The 16,771-nt window shown below is 61.2% G+C and carries 9 protein-coding genes and 1 tRNA gene; 2 read left to right on the forward strand and 8 right to left on the reverse strand.

The annotated features are described in order from the left end of the window. The 3 genes from EFD56_RS18815 to EFD56_RS18825 all read right to left on the reverse strand — a co-directional run. Positions 1 to 2,827, reverse strand: a 2,827-nt coding sequence (locus EFD56_RS18815; RefSeq protein WP_425376307.1) for a M10 family metallopeptidase C-terminal domain-containing protein, incomplete at its 3' end; no start/stop codon positions are given. Between the two features lie 691 nt (positions 2,828 to 3,518). Continuing rightward, a tRNA-His gene (locus EFD56_RS18820) sits at positions 3,519 to 3,595 on the reverse strand. Between the two features lie 130 nt (positions 3,596 to 3,725). Beyond that, complete coding sequence (locus EFD56_RS18825; protein ID WP_012482731.1) at positions 3,726 to 4,175, reverse strand: phasin; 450 nt, start codon at positions 4,173 to 4,175, stop codon at positions 3,726 to 3,728. Positions 4,176 to 4,386: 211 nt separating this feature from the next. Between EFD56_RS18825 and EFD56_RS18830 the strand changes: the two genes are divergently transcribed. Next, positions 4,387 to 8,175, forward strand: coding sequence for a sensor histidine kinase (locus EFD56_RS18830; RefSeq protein ID WP_126905958.1), 3,789 nt, complete (start codon positions 4,387 to 4,389; stop codon positions 8,173 to 8,175). A gap of 342 nt (positions 8,176 to 8,517) precedes the next feature. Here EFD56_RS18830 and EFD56_RS18835 read toward each other — a convergent pair whose 3' ends face one another. Next, positions 8,518 to 10,470, reverse strand: a complete 1,953-nt coding sequence (locus EFD56_RS18835) for an acetoacetate--CoA ligase (RefSeq protein ID WP_126905959.1) — start codon at positions 10,468 to 10,470, stop codon at positions 8,518 to 8,520. Positions 10,471 to 10,699: 229 nt separating this feature from the next. On the opposite strand from EFD56_RS18835, the gene EFD56_RS18840 reads away from it, so the two are divergent. Beyond that, a complete protein-coding gene (locus EFD56_RS18840) occupies positions 10,700 to 12,589 on the forward strand; it encodes an AsmA family protein (protein WP_126905960.1) in 1,890 nt (629 codons plus the stop codon). A 1-nt stretch (position 12,590) separates the two neighbouring features. Here the strand turns inward: EFD56_RS18840 and EFD56_RS18845 are convergent, their stop codons facing one another. The 4 genes from EFD56_RS18845 to EFD56_RS18860 all read right to left on the reverse strand — a co-directional run bounded on the left by EFD56_RS18845 (position 12,591) and on the right by EFD56_RS18860 (position 16,725). After that, a complete protein-coding gene (locus tag EFD56_RS18845) occupies positions 12,591 to 13,409 on the reverse strand; it encodes an ABC transporter permease (protein ID WP_012482726.1) in 819 nt (272 codons plus the stop codon). Positions 13,410 to 13,412: 3 nt separating this feature from the next. Continuing rightward, positions 13,413 to 14,324, reverse strand: a complete 912-nt coding sequence (locus EFD56_RS18850) for an ABC transporter permease subunit (protein WP_085741824.1) — start codon at positions 14,322 to 14,324, stop codon at positions 13,413 to 13,415. Positions 14,325 to 14,328: 4 nt separating this feature from the next. Then, entirely contained in the window at positions 14,329 to 15,471 is a 1,143-nt protein-coding gene (locus EFD56_RS18855; RefSeq protein ID WP_126905961.1) for an ABC transporter ATP-binding protein, read from the reverse strand. A 156-nt stretch (positions 15,472 to 15,627) separates the two neighbouring features. Next, on the reverse strand, positions 15,628 to 16,725 hold the full coding sequence (locus EFD56_RS18860; RefSeq protein ID WP_004673764.1) for a polyamine ABC transporter substrate-binding protein: 1,098 nt from the start codon (positions 16,723 to 16,725) through the stop codon (positions 15,628 to 15,630). Positions 16,726 to 16,771 lie beyond the last annotated feature (46 nt).

Consider the following 16,771-nt stretch of genomic DNA (forward strand, 5'->3'; position numbering starts at 1 on the left):
CTACCGCGCCGGTATAGGTGAGGTTCTCGACATTGGCGGCAAGCGTATAGTTCGCCAATGCCGTGCGAACCGTGTCGGTCCCTTCGTCGGCGGCTTCGGTGACGATGTCGCCGGCATGGTCGACGATGTAGGTGTCGTCGCCTTCACCACCGATCAACGTGTCCGCACTGACCCCGCCATTCAGCATATCGTTGCCGGCGCCGCCGGTGATCGTGTTGGCAAGCGCATTGCCGGTGCCGCTGAAGTTGGCGGATCCCGTGTAGGTCAGGTTCTCGACATTGGCCAATGCGGCGATCGAGTAGGCTGCAAGCGCCGTGCGAATCTCATCCGTGCCGGCGCTGTCCTTGATCACGTCGCTCGCACTGTCGACAACATAGATGTCGTTGCCGCCGCCGCCATCAAGCGTGTCATTGCCGGCGCCGCCGTCAAGCGTGTCGTTGCCGGCACCACCGGTGATCGTGTTGGCAACTCTGTTTCCGGTACCAGCAAAATCGCCGGTGCCGATGAAGGTCAGGTTTTCAACATTATTGGTCAAAGCATAGGAAGAAAGCGTCGTCTTGGTCAGATCGGATCCTTCATTCGGCCTTTCAGTCACGACGTCGGCAACGTTATCGACAATATAGGTGTCGTCGCCCACACCGCCGATCAGTATGTCTGCTCCGGCCTTTCCGTCCAGGGTGTCGGCACCTGCCCCGCCCTTGATCGTGTTGGCGAGGTTATTGCCGGTCCCGGTAAAGGCTGCTGTGCCGCTATAGGTGAGGTTCTCGACATTGGCGCCAAGCGTATAGCCTGTAAGGGTCGTGCGAACCGAGTCGATCCCCCCATTGGCAGCTTCGGTGACGAGGACGCCGGCATTGTTGATGATATAGGTGTCGTTGCCCACACCGCCGATCAAGGTGTCTGCACCTGCCCAGCCGTCCAGCGTGTCATCGCCGGCGCCGCCGGAAAGCGTATCGGCTGCGCCACCCCCGGTGATCACGTTATCGAGATTGTTGCCCGTGCCCACAAAACCAAACACCCAAGGTCCGCGATAGGTGAGGTTCTCGAGGTTGGCGCCCAGTGTGTAGCCCGTAAGATACGTCTGCACCGTATCGATGCCCTCGTCGGCATTTTCGATGATAGTATCGCCGGCGTCGCGAATGACATAGATATCGTTGCCGGTCCCCCCGGTAAGCGAGTCAGTTCCTTGGCCACCGTCGAGAGTATCGTTGCCTGCCCCACCAGAGAGCGTGTCGTTGCCAGCTGCACTCGTGATTGTATTGTCGAGGCTGTTGCCGGTGCCGGTAGAATTGCCGTTGCTCAGAAGGACTAGATTCTCGACATTGGCGATCCCCGCCAGCGAATAAGCAGTAAGGCCGGTCAGGATCCTGTCAACGCCGCCGTCGGTCGCCTCGACCACGACATCGCCGAGACTATCGACGGTATAGGTATCGTCGCCCGCACCACCGATCAGAGTGTCGGCGCCGGCCTTCCCATCCAACTGATCAAAGCCCGTCCCGCCAGTGATCACATTGTCCGCCGCATTGCCATAACCGGCGAACGTGCCGGTGCCGATGTAGGTCAGGTTTTCGACGTTGGTGGCGAGTGTAAAATTCCAAGCCGTCGTCCGGACCGTGTCCGTCCCCTCATTGGCATTCTCATTCACAATGTCGTTGGCATTGTCGACGATGTAGACGTCGTTACCCACCCCGCCCGACAACTTGTCGTTTCCGGCACCGCCATCGAGTGTGTCATTGCCGGAGTCGCCAGTAAGGGTATCGTTTCCGGCATTGCCCCAGAGCGTATTGTCCGCCTCGTTGCCGACAATCGTATCGTTGCCGGAGCCGGCCTTAACGTTCTCAATCAGCGACGCGACATTGTCGTGATAAAGAAGGGCGTTGAAAATGTTGCCGCGGGCATAGCCACCGTTCGGACCACCGCCCAGATAGGCCAACTGACCCTGGGAAAAGACCGAGTACCCCCCTGCATGCAAGTCGATCTTGAGGGCGGTGGTATAAGCGCTCAGATCATAGGTATCGGAACCGCCGCCGTCCCAGATTGTTGCGAAAACCCTGTTGGCAGCGGGCGTGATGGCTGCCACCCCATTGACGTAGGTGATGCCCTGGTTGGGATTCCACTTGTAGACGGTATCGCCACTGTTCGTCGTATAGTCCGCACCATACATTTCCTGCAGCGCGGCGATGTCGAGCATCATGAAGGTTTGTGGCGCGCCATCATGCTCATACTTGTATCCGCTCGTATTGTCTCCGACAAATGAGCGGTAGGTCATGATCGTATATTCGAGCGAGTCGTGGACTCGCGGAACGAGTGTCATATTGCGAGCATACTCTTCGTGAGCATGCTTCAGTCCGAGAGCGTGACCTAACTCGTGCGCCAAGGTGTGGCCCGCATAGTTGCCGAACCTCGGGAAGCGAAGATCATTTTCGGTGCCAGCGTATTCCGTGCCGAACCAGATATCGCCGCCGACGCCGCCTATAACTGGAGTATAGGCCCATGCCGTCTCAGGCAAGGACGATTGAGCGAACCGCACTGTTGCAGTGCCTGCGCTTCCGGCCTCAAAGTTGGCGTTCGTGAATCCCTCGACGGAGAAGCCGTCATTTGCCGTGTTTCCATAGGACTGTTCCATAAAGAACAGGGCTAAGGACTGCTGTTGTGAGGAAATCGAAGAGAAATTGTAATCCTTCTCGCCGCTATAGGCATAAGATGACGAGGTCGTGGGAAATGCGTAGGTTATCGTTCCGTCCCAGGCAGCGCCGCTGAAGAGCCCGTCAACTTTCTGATCCCCGGTTGAGCTGACGTCTTTGGTCGAGGTAATAAGGTTCGTCATAAAGTCCCCGTTTTCCTATTCCATTTCGGCCGCGCCCAATGCCAGTTTCCCTCTGCTCCATAAAGAGAAAAACTTCAACCAAAAGCTTCATTTCTGTTCAGGAATGTTTTCGATCTTGGCAGCTAGCGCTAATGAAACGCTTCCTCCGCAACCTCTTTCAAGGGCTACAAGACATATTCCAGGATCCTGCGCTCTGCCCGTCCGAACTTCCGCAATTGCTGACATGGCGGCACTTAAATTGACGTTACATTCATGTGCTGAAATTTAGTAAGTCTGAGGTTCGGCGATATCGGCTCCGCATGTTTCGACGCTCCGAACGCTATCTCCGCCTCGGTTGCGGCGAGGTAGGCTTCGCTGGTCGCATCTTCCGCGACATGCTGGCGTGGAGGGAATCTTTCGGATCGAGTGGCGGATCGTCGCAATTGCGGACCTTGGTGCTACTGTGTGCTGCACATGTAGCCGATATGGCACTATCGCACCATATGGGCGGTTGTGCCTTTGAAATGTTCGATTCGATGTGGCAAATAAGCAGCAACTCGCGGTCGGAGCGTCGAGCTGTTGAGGGCGCCGCGCAACTGGCTTCCAAAAGCTTGCGATTTGCAGAATCGCCTCAGCATTCTGCGGCGATACAACATGTTCGAAATGCCGTCGGCCGAAGCGACTTGCTCGAAAGCGACTTGACGTGGGGAGATGGTACGGTTGGGGGGTCTCGAACCTCCGACCTCAGGTGCCACAAACCTGCGCTCTAACCAACTGAGCTACAACCGCATAAACCGCGCCAGGCGCGATGGGGGTCACATACGAGGACTTGGCGATGAATTCAAGCCCCATTCCTCGTCAATATACAAAAAGGCTGGACGCGGGGTCCAGCCTTTTGTTTGCAATCGGCAAAGACTGATCAGGCAACCTTGAAGGAGGCCATGGCCTTTTCGGCGGCTTCCTTGGAGGGCTTTGCGAGCTTTTCGGCAACCTGCTTGGTGGTTTCCTGCATCGACTTCGCTTGGTTGACGGCGAGTTCGGCCTGCTTGCGCAGGAACGAGGTCTGCAGCTCGACGAATTCGGCGACCGACTTGACGCCGAGCAGGGCTTCCATGTGCGAGAGCGAGCTCTCGGCATTGACGCGCAGGACGTCGATTGCCTTCAGGCCGATCTCGACGGTGCCGGCCTGGGCCGTCTGGACCGTGGCTTCGAGCGTCTTGCCGGCTTCTTCGCCGGCGGTCTTCAGCTTGGCATAGGCGTCTTTCGACTGCTGTGCGCCCTTTTCAGCGAATTCGCGGAAGGATTCCGCGAGCTTGGACGGGTCGAAAGAAGCGATTGAAAAAACATCATCGGTCTTTATGGTAGCCATGTCGCATTCCTTTGGGTTGAGGCAGTCGCTGCCTGTGATCATCGAATGACGTCTATATAGGGTATTTCATTGTGCATTGCAACAATCATTGTGCGGCGCACAAGTCGTTAACCCTGTGGGCCGAAACTACCTTGCTGTTCTGGACCGGCATGCGACCTGCAGTTATTAATAAGCCGTTAATTTAGAAGGCCGACAGCGACAAGGTTCGATCATGCCCGCAGTCCAATATCCGTTCATCGATATCGCCGTGCATGCGCGGGTGCGGGAACGCTTTTCACGCGGCGAGGCGATGGTGCTGTTTTCGGCCGATCTTGCGCGCCTGCTCTGGGCAAACGGTGCCGGTGCCGAGCTTTTCGGCCATTCGGCGGTCTATGATCTGCTCGACCAGGGCGTTGATCGCGGCGATATCACCTTTCGCCAGCTGGAAACGGCGGCGCGCCAACTCGCCGATGTCGGCGACAACAGAAGCCTGATGATCCGCGTCGCCAAAGGCTTCCAGCGCGTGCAGGTGCAGGCGGCGGCCGAATTGATCCGGCTTTCCCAAGGCGAGAAGGCCATCCTCTTTTCAGTGCCGGTTGCGGCAAGGCCGCTGGCGGCAGGGGCTTCGGCGGCACAGATGCTGCGGGGGCTCGACGACCCCGACACGCATATGGCCGTGATCGGCGGCAATGGCGAGGTCATCGCCGCCTCACCGGGCTTTGCCTCGCTCGCCATCTCAGGCGAAACCGCCAAGACGCTGATCAACCTTGCCGGTGCGCATCCCGACCGGCTGGTGAAACGCCCGGTCGCCACCGGCAAGGGTTATCTCCCCGCCGCAGTCGGCAAGCTCAGCGACGAGCCGGCCCTCAATCTGCTGTTTGCCGTGGAGACCGCGATCGGTCATCTCGACCCGGTCGATGCACCCGTGCTCGATCCAGTCGATACCCCCGTGCTCGACGCCGTCGATGCACCCCCGCAGACGGCTGACGCGCCCGCGGGCGCAGCAAGCGCGCCGCCGGCCAAACTTCCGCGGGAAGAGCCGGTCGCCGCTACCGGCTTCACCGAGATCATCGACGCGGTGTCTGATATTGAAGAGGTCGAAGAGACCCTCGAGGAGATCGCCGGCGAAAGCGAACAGCCGGCAGAAGCCGCCGCCGCATCCGCCGACGAAGTGATCGCGGAGATGCATCCGGCCGAAGACGCGGCGCCGGAAAACGATGACGGCACGATCGGCAGCAGTTCGGACGAGCCTGTCCAGCTTGTCAATGGCGACGCGGCCCATTTCGTTGATGAGACGGCGGAAACCAACGAGACGGCAGAACCGGCCGCAGCCAGTCAGACGCCCGTTGAAGAGGCGCCGGCAATGGCCAGTGAAGCGTCGGCCGCTGCGGCGTCATTGATTTCCGAGGTCTCCCCTGCCCCGGCGCCTGCCGCGCAACCCGCTTTCGTCTTCCGGCCGAACAGCCGCGCCACGCGCTTCGTCTGGAAGATCGATGCGGAAGGTCGGTTCAACGAAGTCAGCCATGAATTTGCCGAGGCCGTCGGTCCGCATGCATCCGCCATCATCGGCTCCGCCTTCAGCGATATCGCCGCGCTCTTCAACCTTGATCCGGACGGCAAGCTGTCCGAGGCGCTCGCGCGCCGCGACACATGGTCGGGCAAGACGATCCTCTGGCCGGTCGAAGGCACCAGCCTCGTCGTTCCGGTCGATCTCGCGGCCCTGCCGACCTATACCCGCAACCGCGACTTCGACGGTTTCCGCGGCTTCGGCGTCGTCAGGCTCTCCGATGCGCAGGAGGATCCGCTGGCGCTTGGCCTGACGCTCGGCCAGGATGGCGTCGGCCATGATGCGGCAAGCCTCGGGCCGATTGCCGAGCCTGCCGCCGAACCGGCGCATGATGTGGAAGCCACGTCTGGGGAGGCCGCGGCGGAACCGACCGTGGCGGATGCGAACGGGAATGAGGCGCCGACAGCCGCCGCGCCGCAGGCCGAAGAGGCGGCCCCGGCAGCGGTAACCGGCGAAGAGACGACCTTCGAGACATCAGCCCGGGACAATGCTGCAGACGAACCGCCGGCGCTTCGCATCGTCGAAACACCCAATCGCCGTTTCACCGACAAGGTCGTTCAGCTTCACAGCACGGGCGCCGCGCTGACGGCCGCCGAACAGGCGAATTTCCGCGAAATCGCCAAGCGCCTGGAAGCCTTCGGCGCCCGCAAGGAAGAGCCTGCCGCTCCGGCGCCGAGGGGCGCCGGTGCCACGGAAACGGCGGCTTTCGAAGAGAGCGTGAAACCGGACACTATCAAGGACGAAACGCCGCTCGCCGATACGGCCGACAACGCTTCGGCCGAGGAAATGGCGCCGCAGGAAGCGATCTTCGAGAATGCGGCCGAGGTGCAGCGAGAAGAGGCTGAAGGGCTCGCGGCAATAGAAGAGGACGAGGCGACGGAAGGGCTCGAGGAGACCGTCAGCCAGATCGAGGTGCTCACCAGCTTCATCGCGCCGCGCGTCAAGATGACCGACGGGCTGTCGGCCGGAACGGTCGACCAGCTGCCTGTCGCGGTGCTCATCCATGTCGGCGACGCGCTGATGCATGCCAATCCCGAATTCATGCGGCTGACGGGCTATTCGTCCCTAGATGCGCTACGCGACGTGGGCGGCATCGAAGCCCTGCTGCAGCGCCGCGACCTTGAGGAGAATGCCGCAGGCTCCGGCACCATGATGCTGGTCAAGGCCGACGATACGCTGACGCCGGTGACCGCGCGGCTGCAATCTGTGCGCTGGGAAGATGCCAACGCCTTGATGCTGGCGCTGATGCCGGTGGCAGGCAAGGAAGAGGCCCGCACAGAGGCCGGCCGGTCCGAGGCCCGTCCCGAGCGGATGGTCGAGAAGGTGGCCAAGCTTCAGGTCGAGGTGGAGGAATTGCGCTCGATCCTGGAAACGGCGACCGACGGCGTTGTCGTCATCGGCATCGAGGGCGACATCCGCTCGATGAACCGGTCGGCGAGCGCGCTCTTCAATTACGACGAACAGGAGACCCGCGGCAAACCCTTCGTCATGCTGTTTGCCCATGAGAGCCAGAAAGCCGTTCTCGACTATCTGCACGGCCTTTCCGGCCATGGTGTGGCCAGCGTCTTGAACGATGGGCGCGAAGTGATCGGCCGCGAGGCCGCAGGCGGCTTCGTGCCGCTGTTCATGACGATGGGCCGGCTCACCTCCTCGAACGGTTATTGCGCCGTCATCCGCGACATCACCCAATGGAAGCGCACCGAGGACGAGCTGCGCAACGCCAAGGGCGCGGCCGAAACCGCCAATGCCCACAAGACCGATTTCCTCGCCCGCGTCAGCCACGAAATCCGCACGCCGCTCAACGCCATTATCGGCTTTTCCGACATGATGGCCGGCGAGCGCTTCGGTCCGATCGGCCATCCTCGCTACATCGAATATGCCAACGATATCGGCCGCTCCGGCCGGCATGTCCTCGACATTGTCAACGACCTCCTCGACATTTCGAAGATCGAGGCGGGCGAGATGGATCTCGATTTTGCCGCCGTCGGCCTCAACGAGGCGGTCTCGGAGGCGGTCGCCCTGGTGCAGCCGCAGGCGAATGGCCAGCGCGTCATCATCCGCACGGCATTATCGCATGCGGTGCCCGACGTCGTGGCGGATCTGCGCTCGATCAAGCAGATCGCGCTCAATATCCTGTCGAACGCCATCCGCTTCACTCCATCAGGCGGGCAGATCGTCGTTTCCACATCCTATGAGGCGAACGGCAGCGTCGTGTTGCGGGTCCGCGATACCGGCGTCGGCATGACGCGCAGCGAGCTCGACCAGGCGATGAAGCCGTTCCGGCAGGTCTCCTCGACCCAGTCGCGCCATCGCGGCGACGGCACCGGGCTCGGCCTGCCGCTGACCAAGGCGATGGTCGATGCCAACCGGGCGACATTCTCGATCAATTCGGCGCCGAACGAAGGCACGCTCGTCGAGATCACCTTCCCGTCGCAACGCGTGTTGGCCGGCTGATCCGCAATCTGTGACGCAGCTCTGGCGCAGCGAAAAAAAAGGCAGCCAGAGGCTGCCTTGAATTTGGTGCTGTTCAACAAGAGCTCAGTCGATCCACGTCATGTTTCGTAAGCCCGCCTGCATGATTCCTTAAAATCGGGAATCGATCTAAGGAATCATGCAGCAACTCAAAGTGCTACAGCGCCTTTGCGCGTCTGCGACGCGCGGCGCTGTAGGGCTTCGGACCGCCTCGTTCATGTGCGGCCCCCAAGTTGCTCCAACCTTTGCCTAACCTTTCTTAACGAAAGGTTTCGATGACAAGGGATTGCTGAATGGTGAAAGCTCGTAGTTTACGATTCCTTATCAGTCCTTCAGCTCGCTTAAGCCCGCAAAGAGCTGCAGCGCCTCGGGGTTGGCGAGTGCTTCCTGGTTTTTCACCGGCCGGCCATGCACGACTTCGCGCACGGCAAGCTCGACGATCTTGCCGGACTTGGTGCGGGGAATGTCGGCCACAGCGATGATCTTCGCCGGCACGTGGCGCGGCGAGGCGCCGGTGCGTATCCGTGTCTTGATCGCCTTGACCAGATCCTCGGTCAGCGTCACGCCCGCCGCCAGGCGGACGAAGAGGATGACGCGCACGTCGTCGTCCCAATCCTGGCCGATGCACAGCGCCTCGGCCACCTCCTCCATCTGCTCCACCTGATTGTAGATCTCGGCCGTGCCGATGCGCACGCCGCCGGGATTGAGCGTCGCATCCGAACGGCCGTGGATGATCAGGCCGCCATGCTCCGTCCATTCGGCGAAATCGCCGTGGCACCAGACATTGTCGAACCTGTCGAAATAGGCGGCACGATATTTGGCGCCATCGGGATCGTTCCAGAACATGACAGGCATCGAAGGGAAGGCCTTGGTGCAGACGAGTTCGCCCTTTTCGCCGCGCACTGGCTTGCCGTCATCGTTCCAGACGTCGACGGCAAGGCCGAGGCCCGGCCCCTGGATCTCGCCGCGCCAGACCGGCTGCAGCGGATTGCCGAGCACGAAACAGGAGACGATATCGGTGCCGCCGGAGATCGAGGCGAGCTGCACATCCGTCTTGATGCCTTCGTAGACGAAGGTGAAGCCCTCCGGCGACAGCGGCGAGCCGGTCGACGTCATCAGCCGCAGGCTGGAAAGATCATGGCTCTGGCGCGGCGTCAGCCCGCTTTTGCGCACCGCATCGATATATTTCGCCGAGGTGCCGAAGATGACGAAATTTTCGGCCTCGGCATAGTCGAACAGCACGTTGCCGTCAGGGGCAAACGGCGAACCGTCGAACAGGCAGAGGGTAGCACCGCAGGCAAGGCCGCTCACCAGCCAGTTCCACATCATCCAGCCGCAGGTGGTGAAGTAGAAGAGCTTCTCGCCGGCCTCGAGGCCGCAATGCAGACGTTGCTCCTTCAGATGCTGCAACAGCGTGCCGCCGGCCGAATGAACGATGCATTTCGGCACGCCCGTCGTGCCTGATGAAAAGAGGATGTAGAGGGGATGGGCGAAGGGGAGCGGGGTGAATTCGATCTCTCTTGCCTCATAGGGCGCAATGAAGGCTTCCAGCGTCGAAGCCCCCGGCGTCCTGCTCGCCACCGCCCCGGCATCGCCGGCATAGTGGACGACGATCGCAGGGACGCCCAGGCTTTTCGCCACCGCGGCGACCTTGGCGCCGACATCCTGCAGCTTGCCGGAATACCAATAGGCATCGCACGCGATGAAGAGCTTCGGGCCGATCTGGCCGAAACGGTCGAGCACGCCCTGCTCGCCGAAATCGGGGGAGCAGGACGACCAGATGGCGCCGATCGAGGCAGCCGCCAGCATCGCGGCGACGGTTTCCGGCATGTTCGGCATCATCGCTGCGATGCGGTCGCCTTCGCGGATACCTTGCGCCTTGAAGGCCTGCTGCAGCTTCGACACCAGCCTGCGCAGCCGGTCCCACGACCAGCGATCCTCGACCTTGTCCTCGCCGCGGAAGAGGATGGCGTCGCCCTCGCCGCGGCCGGGCAGCAGGTTTTCGGCGAAGTTCAGCGTCGCGTCGGGAAAGAAGCGGGCGCGGAGCATGCTGTCTCCGTCGACAAGCACTTCCGCGCCGCGTTTTCCCTTCACGCCGCAGAAATCCCAGACGGTCGACCAGAATTTCTCCCGCTCGGCGACTGACCAGGCATGCAGCTCCTCAAAGCCGGAAAGCGATAGCCCGAACTCGGCGTTGCAGCGCTCCATGAAGGCATGGATCGGGCTTTTCGCCACGGCTTCGTGCGATGGCACCCAAAGTGGTCTGTTGTCCTGCATTCAATCCTCCTGCCCAATGTCGTCTTTATATCATGCTGCATTGCATTATAAAGGCCGGAACCCGACCGGATCCGACGCCCGGCGAACAGACCGGAAAGCGCCGATCTCAGCGTCGATTCAAAATACCCGAGAGCGCGCGGGCTGGAGGGATTTGCATCTGGCTGATATTTCCTATATCCGGCGAAATCAGCGCTTAACGGCTAAACCGGCTGAATGACCGGTGGAGATCATGGGTACGTCAAGACATCGCAGGTGGCGCAGAAAGATCGGACCCGTTTCGCGCTGGCTGCCGGCTTTCGCGCGTCTTTCAACCGTGCTGCTGCTGATTGCGCTTGGGCTTTTCGTGGCGCTGAGGGTGGCAGCGCCCTATCTGATCACGACTGGTTTCGTGCGCTCCGGCATCGAGGACGCACTGTCGAAATGGACGGGCTATCAGGCTGAGATCAAAGGCGATCCGGTTCTCGAATTCTGGCCGACGCCACGCATCACGCTCAACGAGGTCACGATCCGCCAGCCGCGTGAAAGCGGTGACAAGCTGCTCGGCAGGATTGAAAGCCTCTCGGCCGATTTCAGCCTCATCGATGCACTGAGAGGCCGAACCAGTTTCCACGAATTCCATCTGCTGCGCCCCAACCTGGCGCTGACGCGTGACGAAAAAGGCCTGATCGACTGGAGCTATGCCGGTCTGCTTGCCCGTGCGATCAGCGGCGTACGCTACGAAAACGGAGCCGAGGTGCTCGATCCGGCTCTCGATGCCGAGATCGGCGCAGTGACCGTCGAAGACGGCACGTTTGCCGTCACCGACATCGCCAGCGCCAAGACCTACCATTTCGACAGCGTCACGGCCGACATCGCCTGGCCGCGGCTCTCAGGCGCGATCTCGGCCGTCGTCATCGCCCGCAACAACGGCGAGGACCTGAAGGTCGATTTCGCCTCGCGCCAGCCGCTGCTCGCCTTTGCCGGCAAGAGTGCCGAGACGCGGACGTCGCTGACGTCAAACCTGCTGACCGTGCGTTTCCAGGGGATTGCCAGCATCGCCAGCCTTTCGGCCCTTTCCGGCAATATCGCCGTCAGCATTGCCGATGTGCCGGCCCTTCTCACATGGTCGGGCAGATCGATCCCCGGCATCGGGACGCTGAAGAGCGCCTCGCTGGAATCCGACATCATGTCGTCGGGCAACGGGCTGCGCTTCAACGATCTCAGCCTGTCGCTGAACGAGGCAAGCGCCACCGGCGTCATGGACTTTTCGACCGAACCCGGCAAACGTCCGAAGATCGGCGGCACGCTTGCCTTCGACCAGATGAACCTCAAGCCGTTCCTGGACGCCTTTGCGCTCAGGCTTGCCGCAGGCGAGGCGGAGGATATCTCCGGCATGCGCGAACCGCTGCAACTGCTCGATATCGACGTCAGGCTTTCGGCGCGACGCGCGCAGATGGGCCTCTTCGAGCTTTCCGATGTCGGCGCCAGCATGATCGTGACCGGCGGCGAGGCGAAATTCGATATCGGCGACAGCGCCTTCGAAGGCGGTGAAATGACCGCGCATCTGGAAGCGACACGGCGCGATTTCGACGGCGGCGGCAAATTGCAGCTGTCGATCCGCGATGCCGACTTCGCCGCCCTTGCCGAGCGCCTGCAGCTCAAAGGGCCGCTGCCGCTGGCGACGGGATCGCTCGACCTCGACCTGCAGTCGCCAAAGGCGATCTGGACGACCGGACTTGCCGACGTCACCGGCAAGCTGCACTTCTGGACGCAGGAGGGCACGATCCCCGGCGTCGATGTTGGAACGCTGCGGAGCCAGGCCGCCGAAAAGGCGTTCTTTCCGCTGAGTGCGGCGGCAAACGGCGCCTTTGCCTTCAGCCGGCTGGACCTCCAGGCCGATTTCGCCAATGGTTCGGCCGAGATCCACGACGCTCATATCACCGGGCCAGCACAGACGCTGACGCTTTCAGGGGTGGTCACCTATCAGTCGAACGGGCTGGCGCTTTCCGGATCGCTGGAGGCAACCGATCCGGCCAAAGCGGCCGAGCTGCCGCTTCTGCCCTTCTTCATCGGTGGCTCCTGGCCAAACCCGGTGATTTCGCCGGTCCCGCTTTTCGGCAACAGCCCTCACGCGCAGTAAATCAGGCCCCGGCGGCAGCCGCCCGCTCGTCCCGATCACGCTGGATTTCACGGCGCTTGGTGATGATCGAGGCGCAGACGACCCCGACCGCGACGATGCCGATCAGGATGGTGCAGACCGCATTGATCTCCGGCGTCACGCCCAGGCGCACCTGACTGTAGATCTTCATCGGCAGCGTGGTTGCGCCCGGGCCCGAGGTGAAGCTTGCGATCACGAGGTCATCCAGCGACAGCGTGAACGCCAGGATCCACCCCGAAAATACTGCCGGCGAGATGATCGGCAGGGTGATTTCGAAGAAGGTGCGCACCGGCGGCGCCCCGAGATCCTGCGCCGCCTCCTCGATCGATTGATCGAAGCTTAGAAGCCGTGACTGCACGACGACGGCGACAAAGCACATGGTCAGTGTCGTATGCGCCAGCGTGATCGTCCAGAAGCCGCGGTCGAAGCCGATCGCCACGAAAAGCAGCAGCAGTGACAGGCCGGTGATGACCTCGGGCATGACGAGCGGTGCATAGACCATGCCGGAGAAAAGCATGCGGCCGCGAAAGCGGGTGTAACGCACCAGCGTCAGCGCCGCCATGGTGCCGAGGACGGTGGCGAAGGTGGCCGACAACAGACCGACGCGGATCGTCACCCAGGCGGCATCGAGCAAAGCCTGGTTTGACAGCAGCGAGACGTACCATTTGGTGGAGAAGCCGCCCCAGACGGTAACGAGCTTCGACTCGTTGAAGGAAAAGATCACCAGCAGCACGATCGGCAGATAGAGAAAGGCAAAGCCGAGCACGACGGAGATGATGTTGAAACGGGTCCATCGCAGCATGGTCTATTTCCCCCGCTCTTCGGCCTTGGCCTGTGCATTCTGGAAGAAGACGATCGGGATCACCAGGATCATCAGCAGGATGGTCGCGACCGCCGAGGAGACCGGCCAGTCGCGATTGGCGTTGAACTCGTTCCAGAGCGTCTTGCCGATCATCAGCGTCTGTGAACCGCCGAGAAGATCGGGAATGACGAACTCGCCGACGGCGGGGATGAAGACCAGCATGCAGCCTGCCACCACGCCTGGGATCGACAGCGGGAAAGTGACGCGCCAGAAGGCCCGGATCGGCGTGCAGCCGAGATCCTGGGCCGCCTCGATCAGCGTGCCGTCCATCTTTTCGAGCGCCGAATAGAGCGGCAGCACCATGAAGGGCAGGTAGGAATAGACGATACCGATATAGACCGCCGTCGGGGTGTTGAGAATGATCAGCGGGGTGTCGATGATATGCAGCGACAGCAGGAGCTGGTTCAGCAGTCCCTCGGGTTTCAGGATGGCAATCCAGGCATAGACGCGGATCAAGAAGCTCGTCCAGAACGGCAGGATGACGAGCATCAGCAGCGTCGGGCGGATGGTGCGCGGCGCCTGCGCCATGCCATAGGCGATCGGATAAGCGATCAGCAGCATCAGCAAAGTCGAGACCGCCGCGATGATGACGCTCGACAGGTAAGCGTTGAAGTAGAGCGGATCGTCGGTGAGATAGCCGTAATTGTCGAAGGAGAAGGTCGCAACCTTGCTCCAGAAACCGCTCCAGCCGTCGGCAAAGGAGAAGACAGGCTCATAGGGCGGAATGGCGATCGCCGTCGTCGACAGTGAGATGCGGAAGACGATGAAGAACGGCGCCAGAAAGAAGAGCAGCAGCCAGGCATAGGGAATGACGATGACGAGGCGGTTATAGAAGCGTGATGCCAGCGTGCCCATGATTTCAATCCTTCAGCAGCACGCCTGCATCCTGATCGAAGGAAACCCAGACATCCTGATCATAGGTGAAGGGGTCTTCGACGGAACGCCGGGCATTGAGGGAAGAGGCTCTGACGAATTGGCCGCTCGCCAGCTTGATGTGGAAGACGGTCATGTCGCCGAGATAGCCGATATCCCAGATCTCGCCCCTGGCCGCATTGACCGGGGCGTTTGCCGGTGCCGCGCGGCTGACGCGGATCTTCTCCGGGCGGATGGCAAAACCGACCGTGCTGCCGACTGCCGGAGTGTCGGGGGCGGCAATGCGGATGGTGAAATCGCTGTCGACTGAGATCTCGACGGCACCATTTCCCGACGTCGTCACCTTGCCGTCGAAGATGTTCACGTCACCGATGAAATCGGCGACGAATCGGCAATTCGGCGCCTCGTAGATCTCGGCCGGCGTTGCGACCTGCACGACCTTGCCGTGGCTCATGACGGCGATGCGGTCGGCCATGGTCATCGCCTCTTCCTGGTCGTGGGTGACGACGACGAAGGTGAGGCCGAGGCTTTGCTGCAAGTCCATCAGTTCGAACTGGGTTTCCTCGCGCAGCTTCTTGTCGAGCGCGCCGAGCGGTTCGTCGAGCAGCAGCACTTTCGGGCGCTTGGCAAGCGACCGGGCGAGCGCCACGCGCTGGCGCTGACCGCCGGAAAGCTGGTTCGGTTTGCGGGAGGCAAACTGCTCGAGCTTGACGAGCTTCAGCATCTGCGACACGCGCTCTGCCATCTCGTCCTTCGGCATGCCGTCCTGCTTCAGGCCGAAGGCGATGTTCTTCTCGACGGTCATATGCGGGAAAAGCGCATAGGACTGGAACATCATATTGACCGGCCGCTTGTAGGGGGGCGTGCCGGCGAGGTCGGTGCCATCGAGAACGATTTCGCCCGATGTCGGCTGTTCGAAGCCGGCGAGCATGCGCAGAAGCGTCGACTTGCCGCAGCCGGACGCGCCGAGCAGCGCGAAGAATTCGCGGTGATAGATGTTCAGCGACAGATCATTGACGGCGGTGAAATCGCCGAAGCGCTTGGTGACGTTCTTGAAGGCTATGAAAGGTTTTGCTGACGGATCGGTCCAGGGTGCGAAAGCGCGGCGGATATTGCCTAAGGACTTCATATTATTCCCCGAGAATATGGATTTCAGCCGGCCTCCACCTAGAGCATGATGCCGAAAAGCGTGAGCGGTTTTCGGGCGACATCATGCTCTAACTCTTCAGTGTTCTAGGCCGCGAGTTGAAAGGCCCGGACGTTTCCGTCCGGGCCTGGCATCGACTTACTGGCCGGTTACGACCTTCGTCCAGATTCGCGTCGCCGTGCGCTGGGTCTTCGGATCCCACGGCTTGACGGTGAACAATCCCTTCATCACCTCATCCGTCGGGTAGACCGCCGGATCTTCGAGCACATCCTTGCTGACGAATTGCTGCGAGGCCTTGTTGCCGTTGGCATAGAAGGTGTGGTCGCTCGCCTTGGCGATGACTTCGGGCTTCATCATGTAGTTCAGGAACTCATGCGCTTCGGCCACATGCTTGGCATCGGCGGGGATCGCCATCATATCGAACCACATCTGAGCGCCCTGCACCGGGATCGAGTAGTTGACCTCGACACCGTTCTTGGCTTCGGCCGCGCGGTCGCGGGCCTGCAGCATGTCGCCGGAATAGCCGAAGGCGATGCAGATGTCGCCGTTGGCAAGGGCGTTGATATATTCGGAGGAGTGGAATTTGCGGATATAGGGGCGAACCGCCGTCAGCAGTTCCTCGACCTTCTTGAAATCCTCGGCCTTGGTGGAGTTCGGATCGAGGCCGAGATATTTCAGCGCCGTCGTCATGACGTCCTTCGGCGTGTCGAGCACGTAGATGCCGCAGTCCTTGAACTTTTCGGCGACCTTCGGATCGAAGATCACCTCGAGGCCCGGCTTGGCATCGGGACCGAGAATCTCGGCAACCTTCTTGACGTTGTAGCCGATGCCGTCGGTGCCCCACATGTAATCGACGGCATATTCATTGCCCGGATCGTATGAGGCGGTGCGCTGCTCGATCACGTCCCACATGTTGGACAGGTTCGGCAGCTTCGACTTGTCGAGCTTCTGGAAGACGCCGGCCTGGATCTGGCGCTGCAGGAAGTCGGCGGTGGGAACGACGACATCATAACCGGTGCCGCCGGCGAGCAGCTTGGTTTCGACGGTCTCGTTGGAATCGAAGGTGTCGTAAACGACCTTGATGCCGGTTTCCTTGGTGAAATCGGTCAGGATGCTGTCATCGATATAATCCGACCAGTTGTAGACGTTGACGACACGCTCCTGCGCGACGGCCGGGGCGGCGGCAAAAAGCGCGGCGATGGCGGCGGCCGTCACGCTTGCGATGGTTGACCTCATGACTTCTCCTGTTTGTTCAAAGCGCCCGCATCCCCGGGCATCTTTT

It is taken from the genome of Rhizobium phaseoli (assembly GCF_003985125.1).
Lineage (GTDB): Bacteria > Pseudomonadota > Alphaproteobacteria > Rhizobiales > Rhizobiaceae > Rhizobium > Rhizobium phaseoli.

Bases quoted from the DNA above. Each gene is read 5' to 3' on its own strand.
- EFD56_RS18825 (WP_012482731.1), bottom strand. From the start codon at position 4,175: ATGGCTACCATAAAGACCGATGATGTTTTTTCAATCGCTTCTTTCGAC.
- EFD56_RS18830 (WP_126905958.1), top strand. From the start codon at position 4,387: ATGCCCGCAGTCCAATATCCGTTCATCGATATCGCCGTGCATGCGCGG.
- EFD56_RS18835 (WP_126905959.1), bottom strand. From the start codon at position 10,470: ATGCAGGACAACAGACCACTTTGGGTGCCATCGCACGAAGCCGTGGCG.
- EFD56_RS18840 (WP_126905960.1), top strand. From the start codon at position 10,700: ATGGGTACGTCAAGACATCGCAGGTGGCGCAGAAAGATCGGACCCGTT.
- EFD56_RS18845 (WP_012482726.1), bottom strand. From the start codon at position 13,409: ATGCTGCGATGGACCCGTTTCAACATCATCTCCGTCGTGCTCGGCTTT.
- EFD56_RS18850 (WP_085741824.1), bottom strand. From the start codon at position 14,324: ATGGGCACGCTGGCATCACGCTTCTATAACCGCCTCGTCATCGTCATT.
- EFD56_RS18855 (WP_126905961.1), bottom strand. From the start codon at position 15,471: ATGAAGTCCTTAGGCAATATCCGCCGCGCTTTCGCACCCTGGACCGAT.
- EFD56_RS18860 (WP_004673764.1), bottom strand. From the start codon at position 16,725: ATGAGGTCAACCATCGCAAGCGTGACGGCCGCCGCCATCGCCGCGCTT.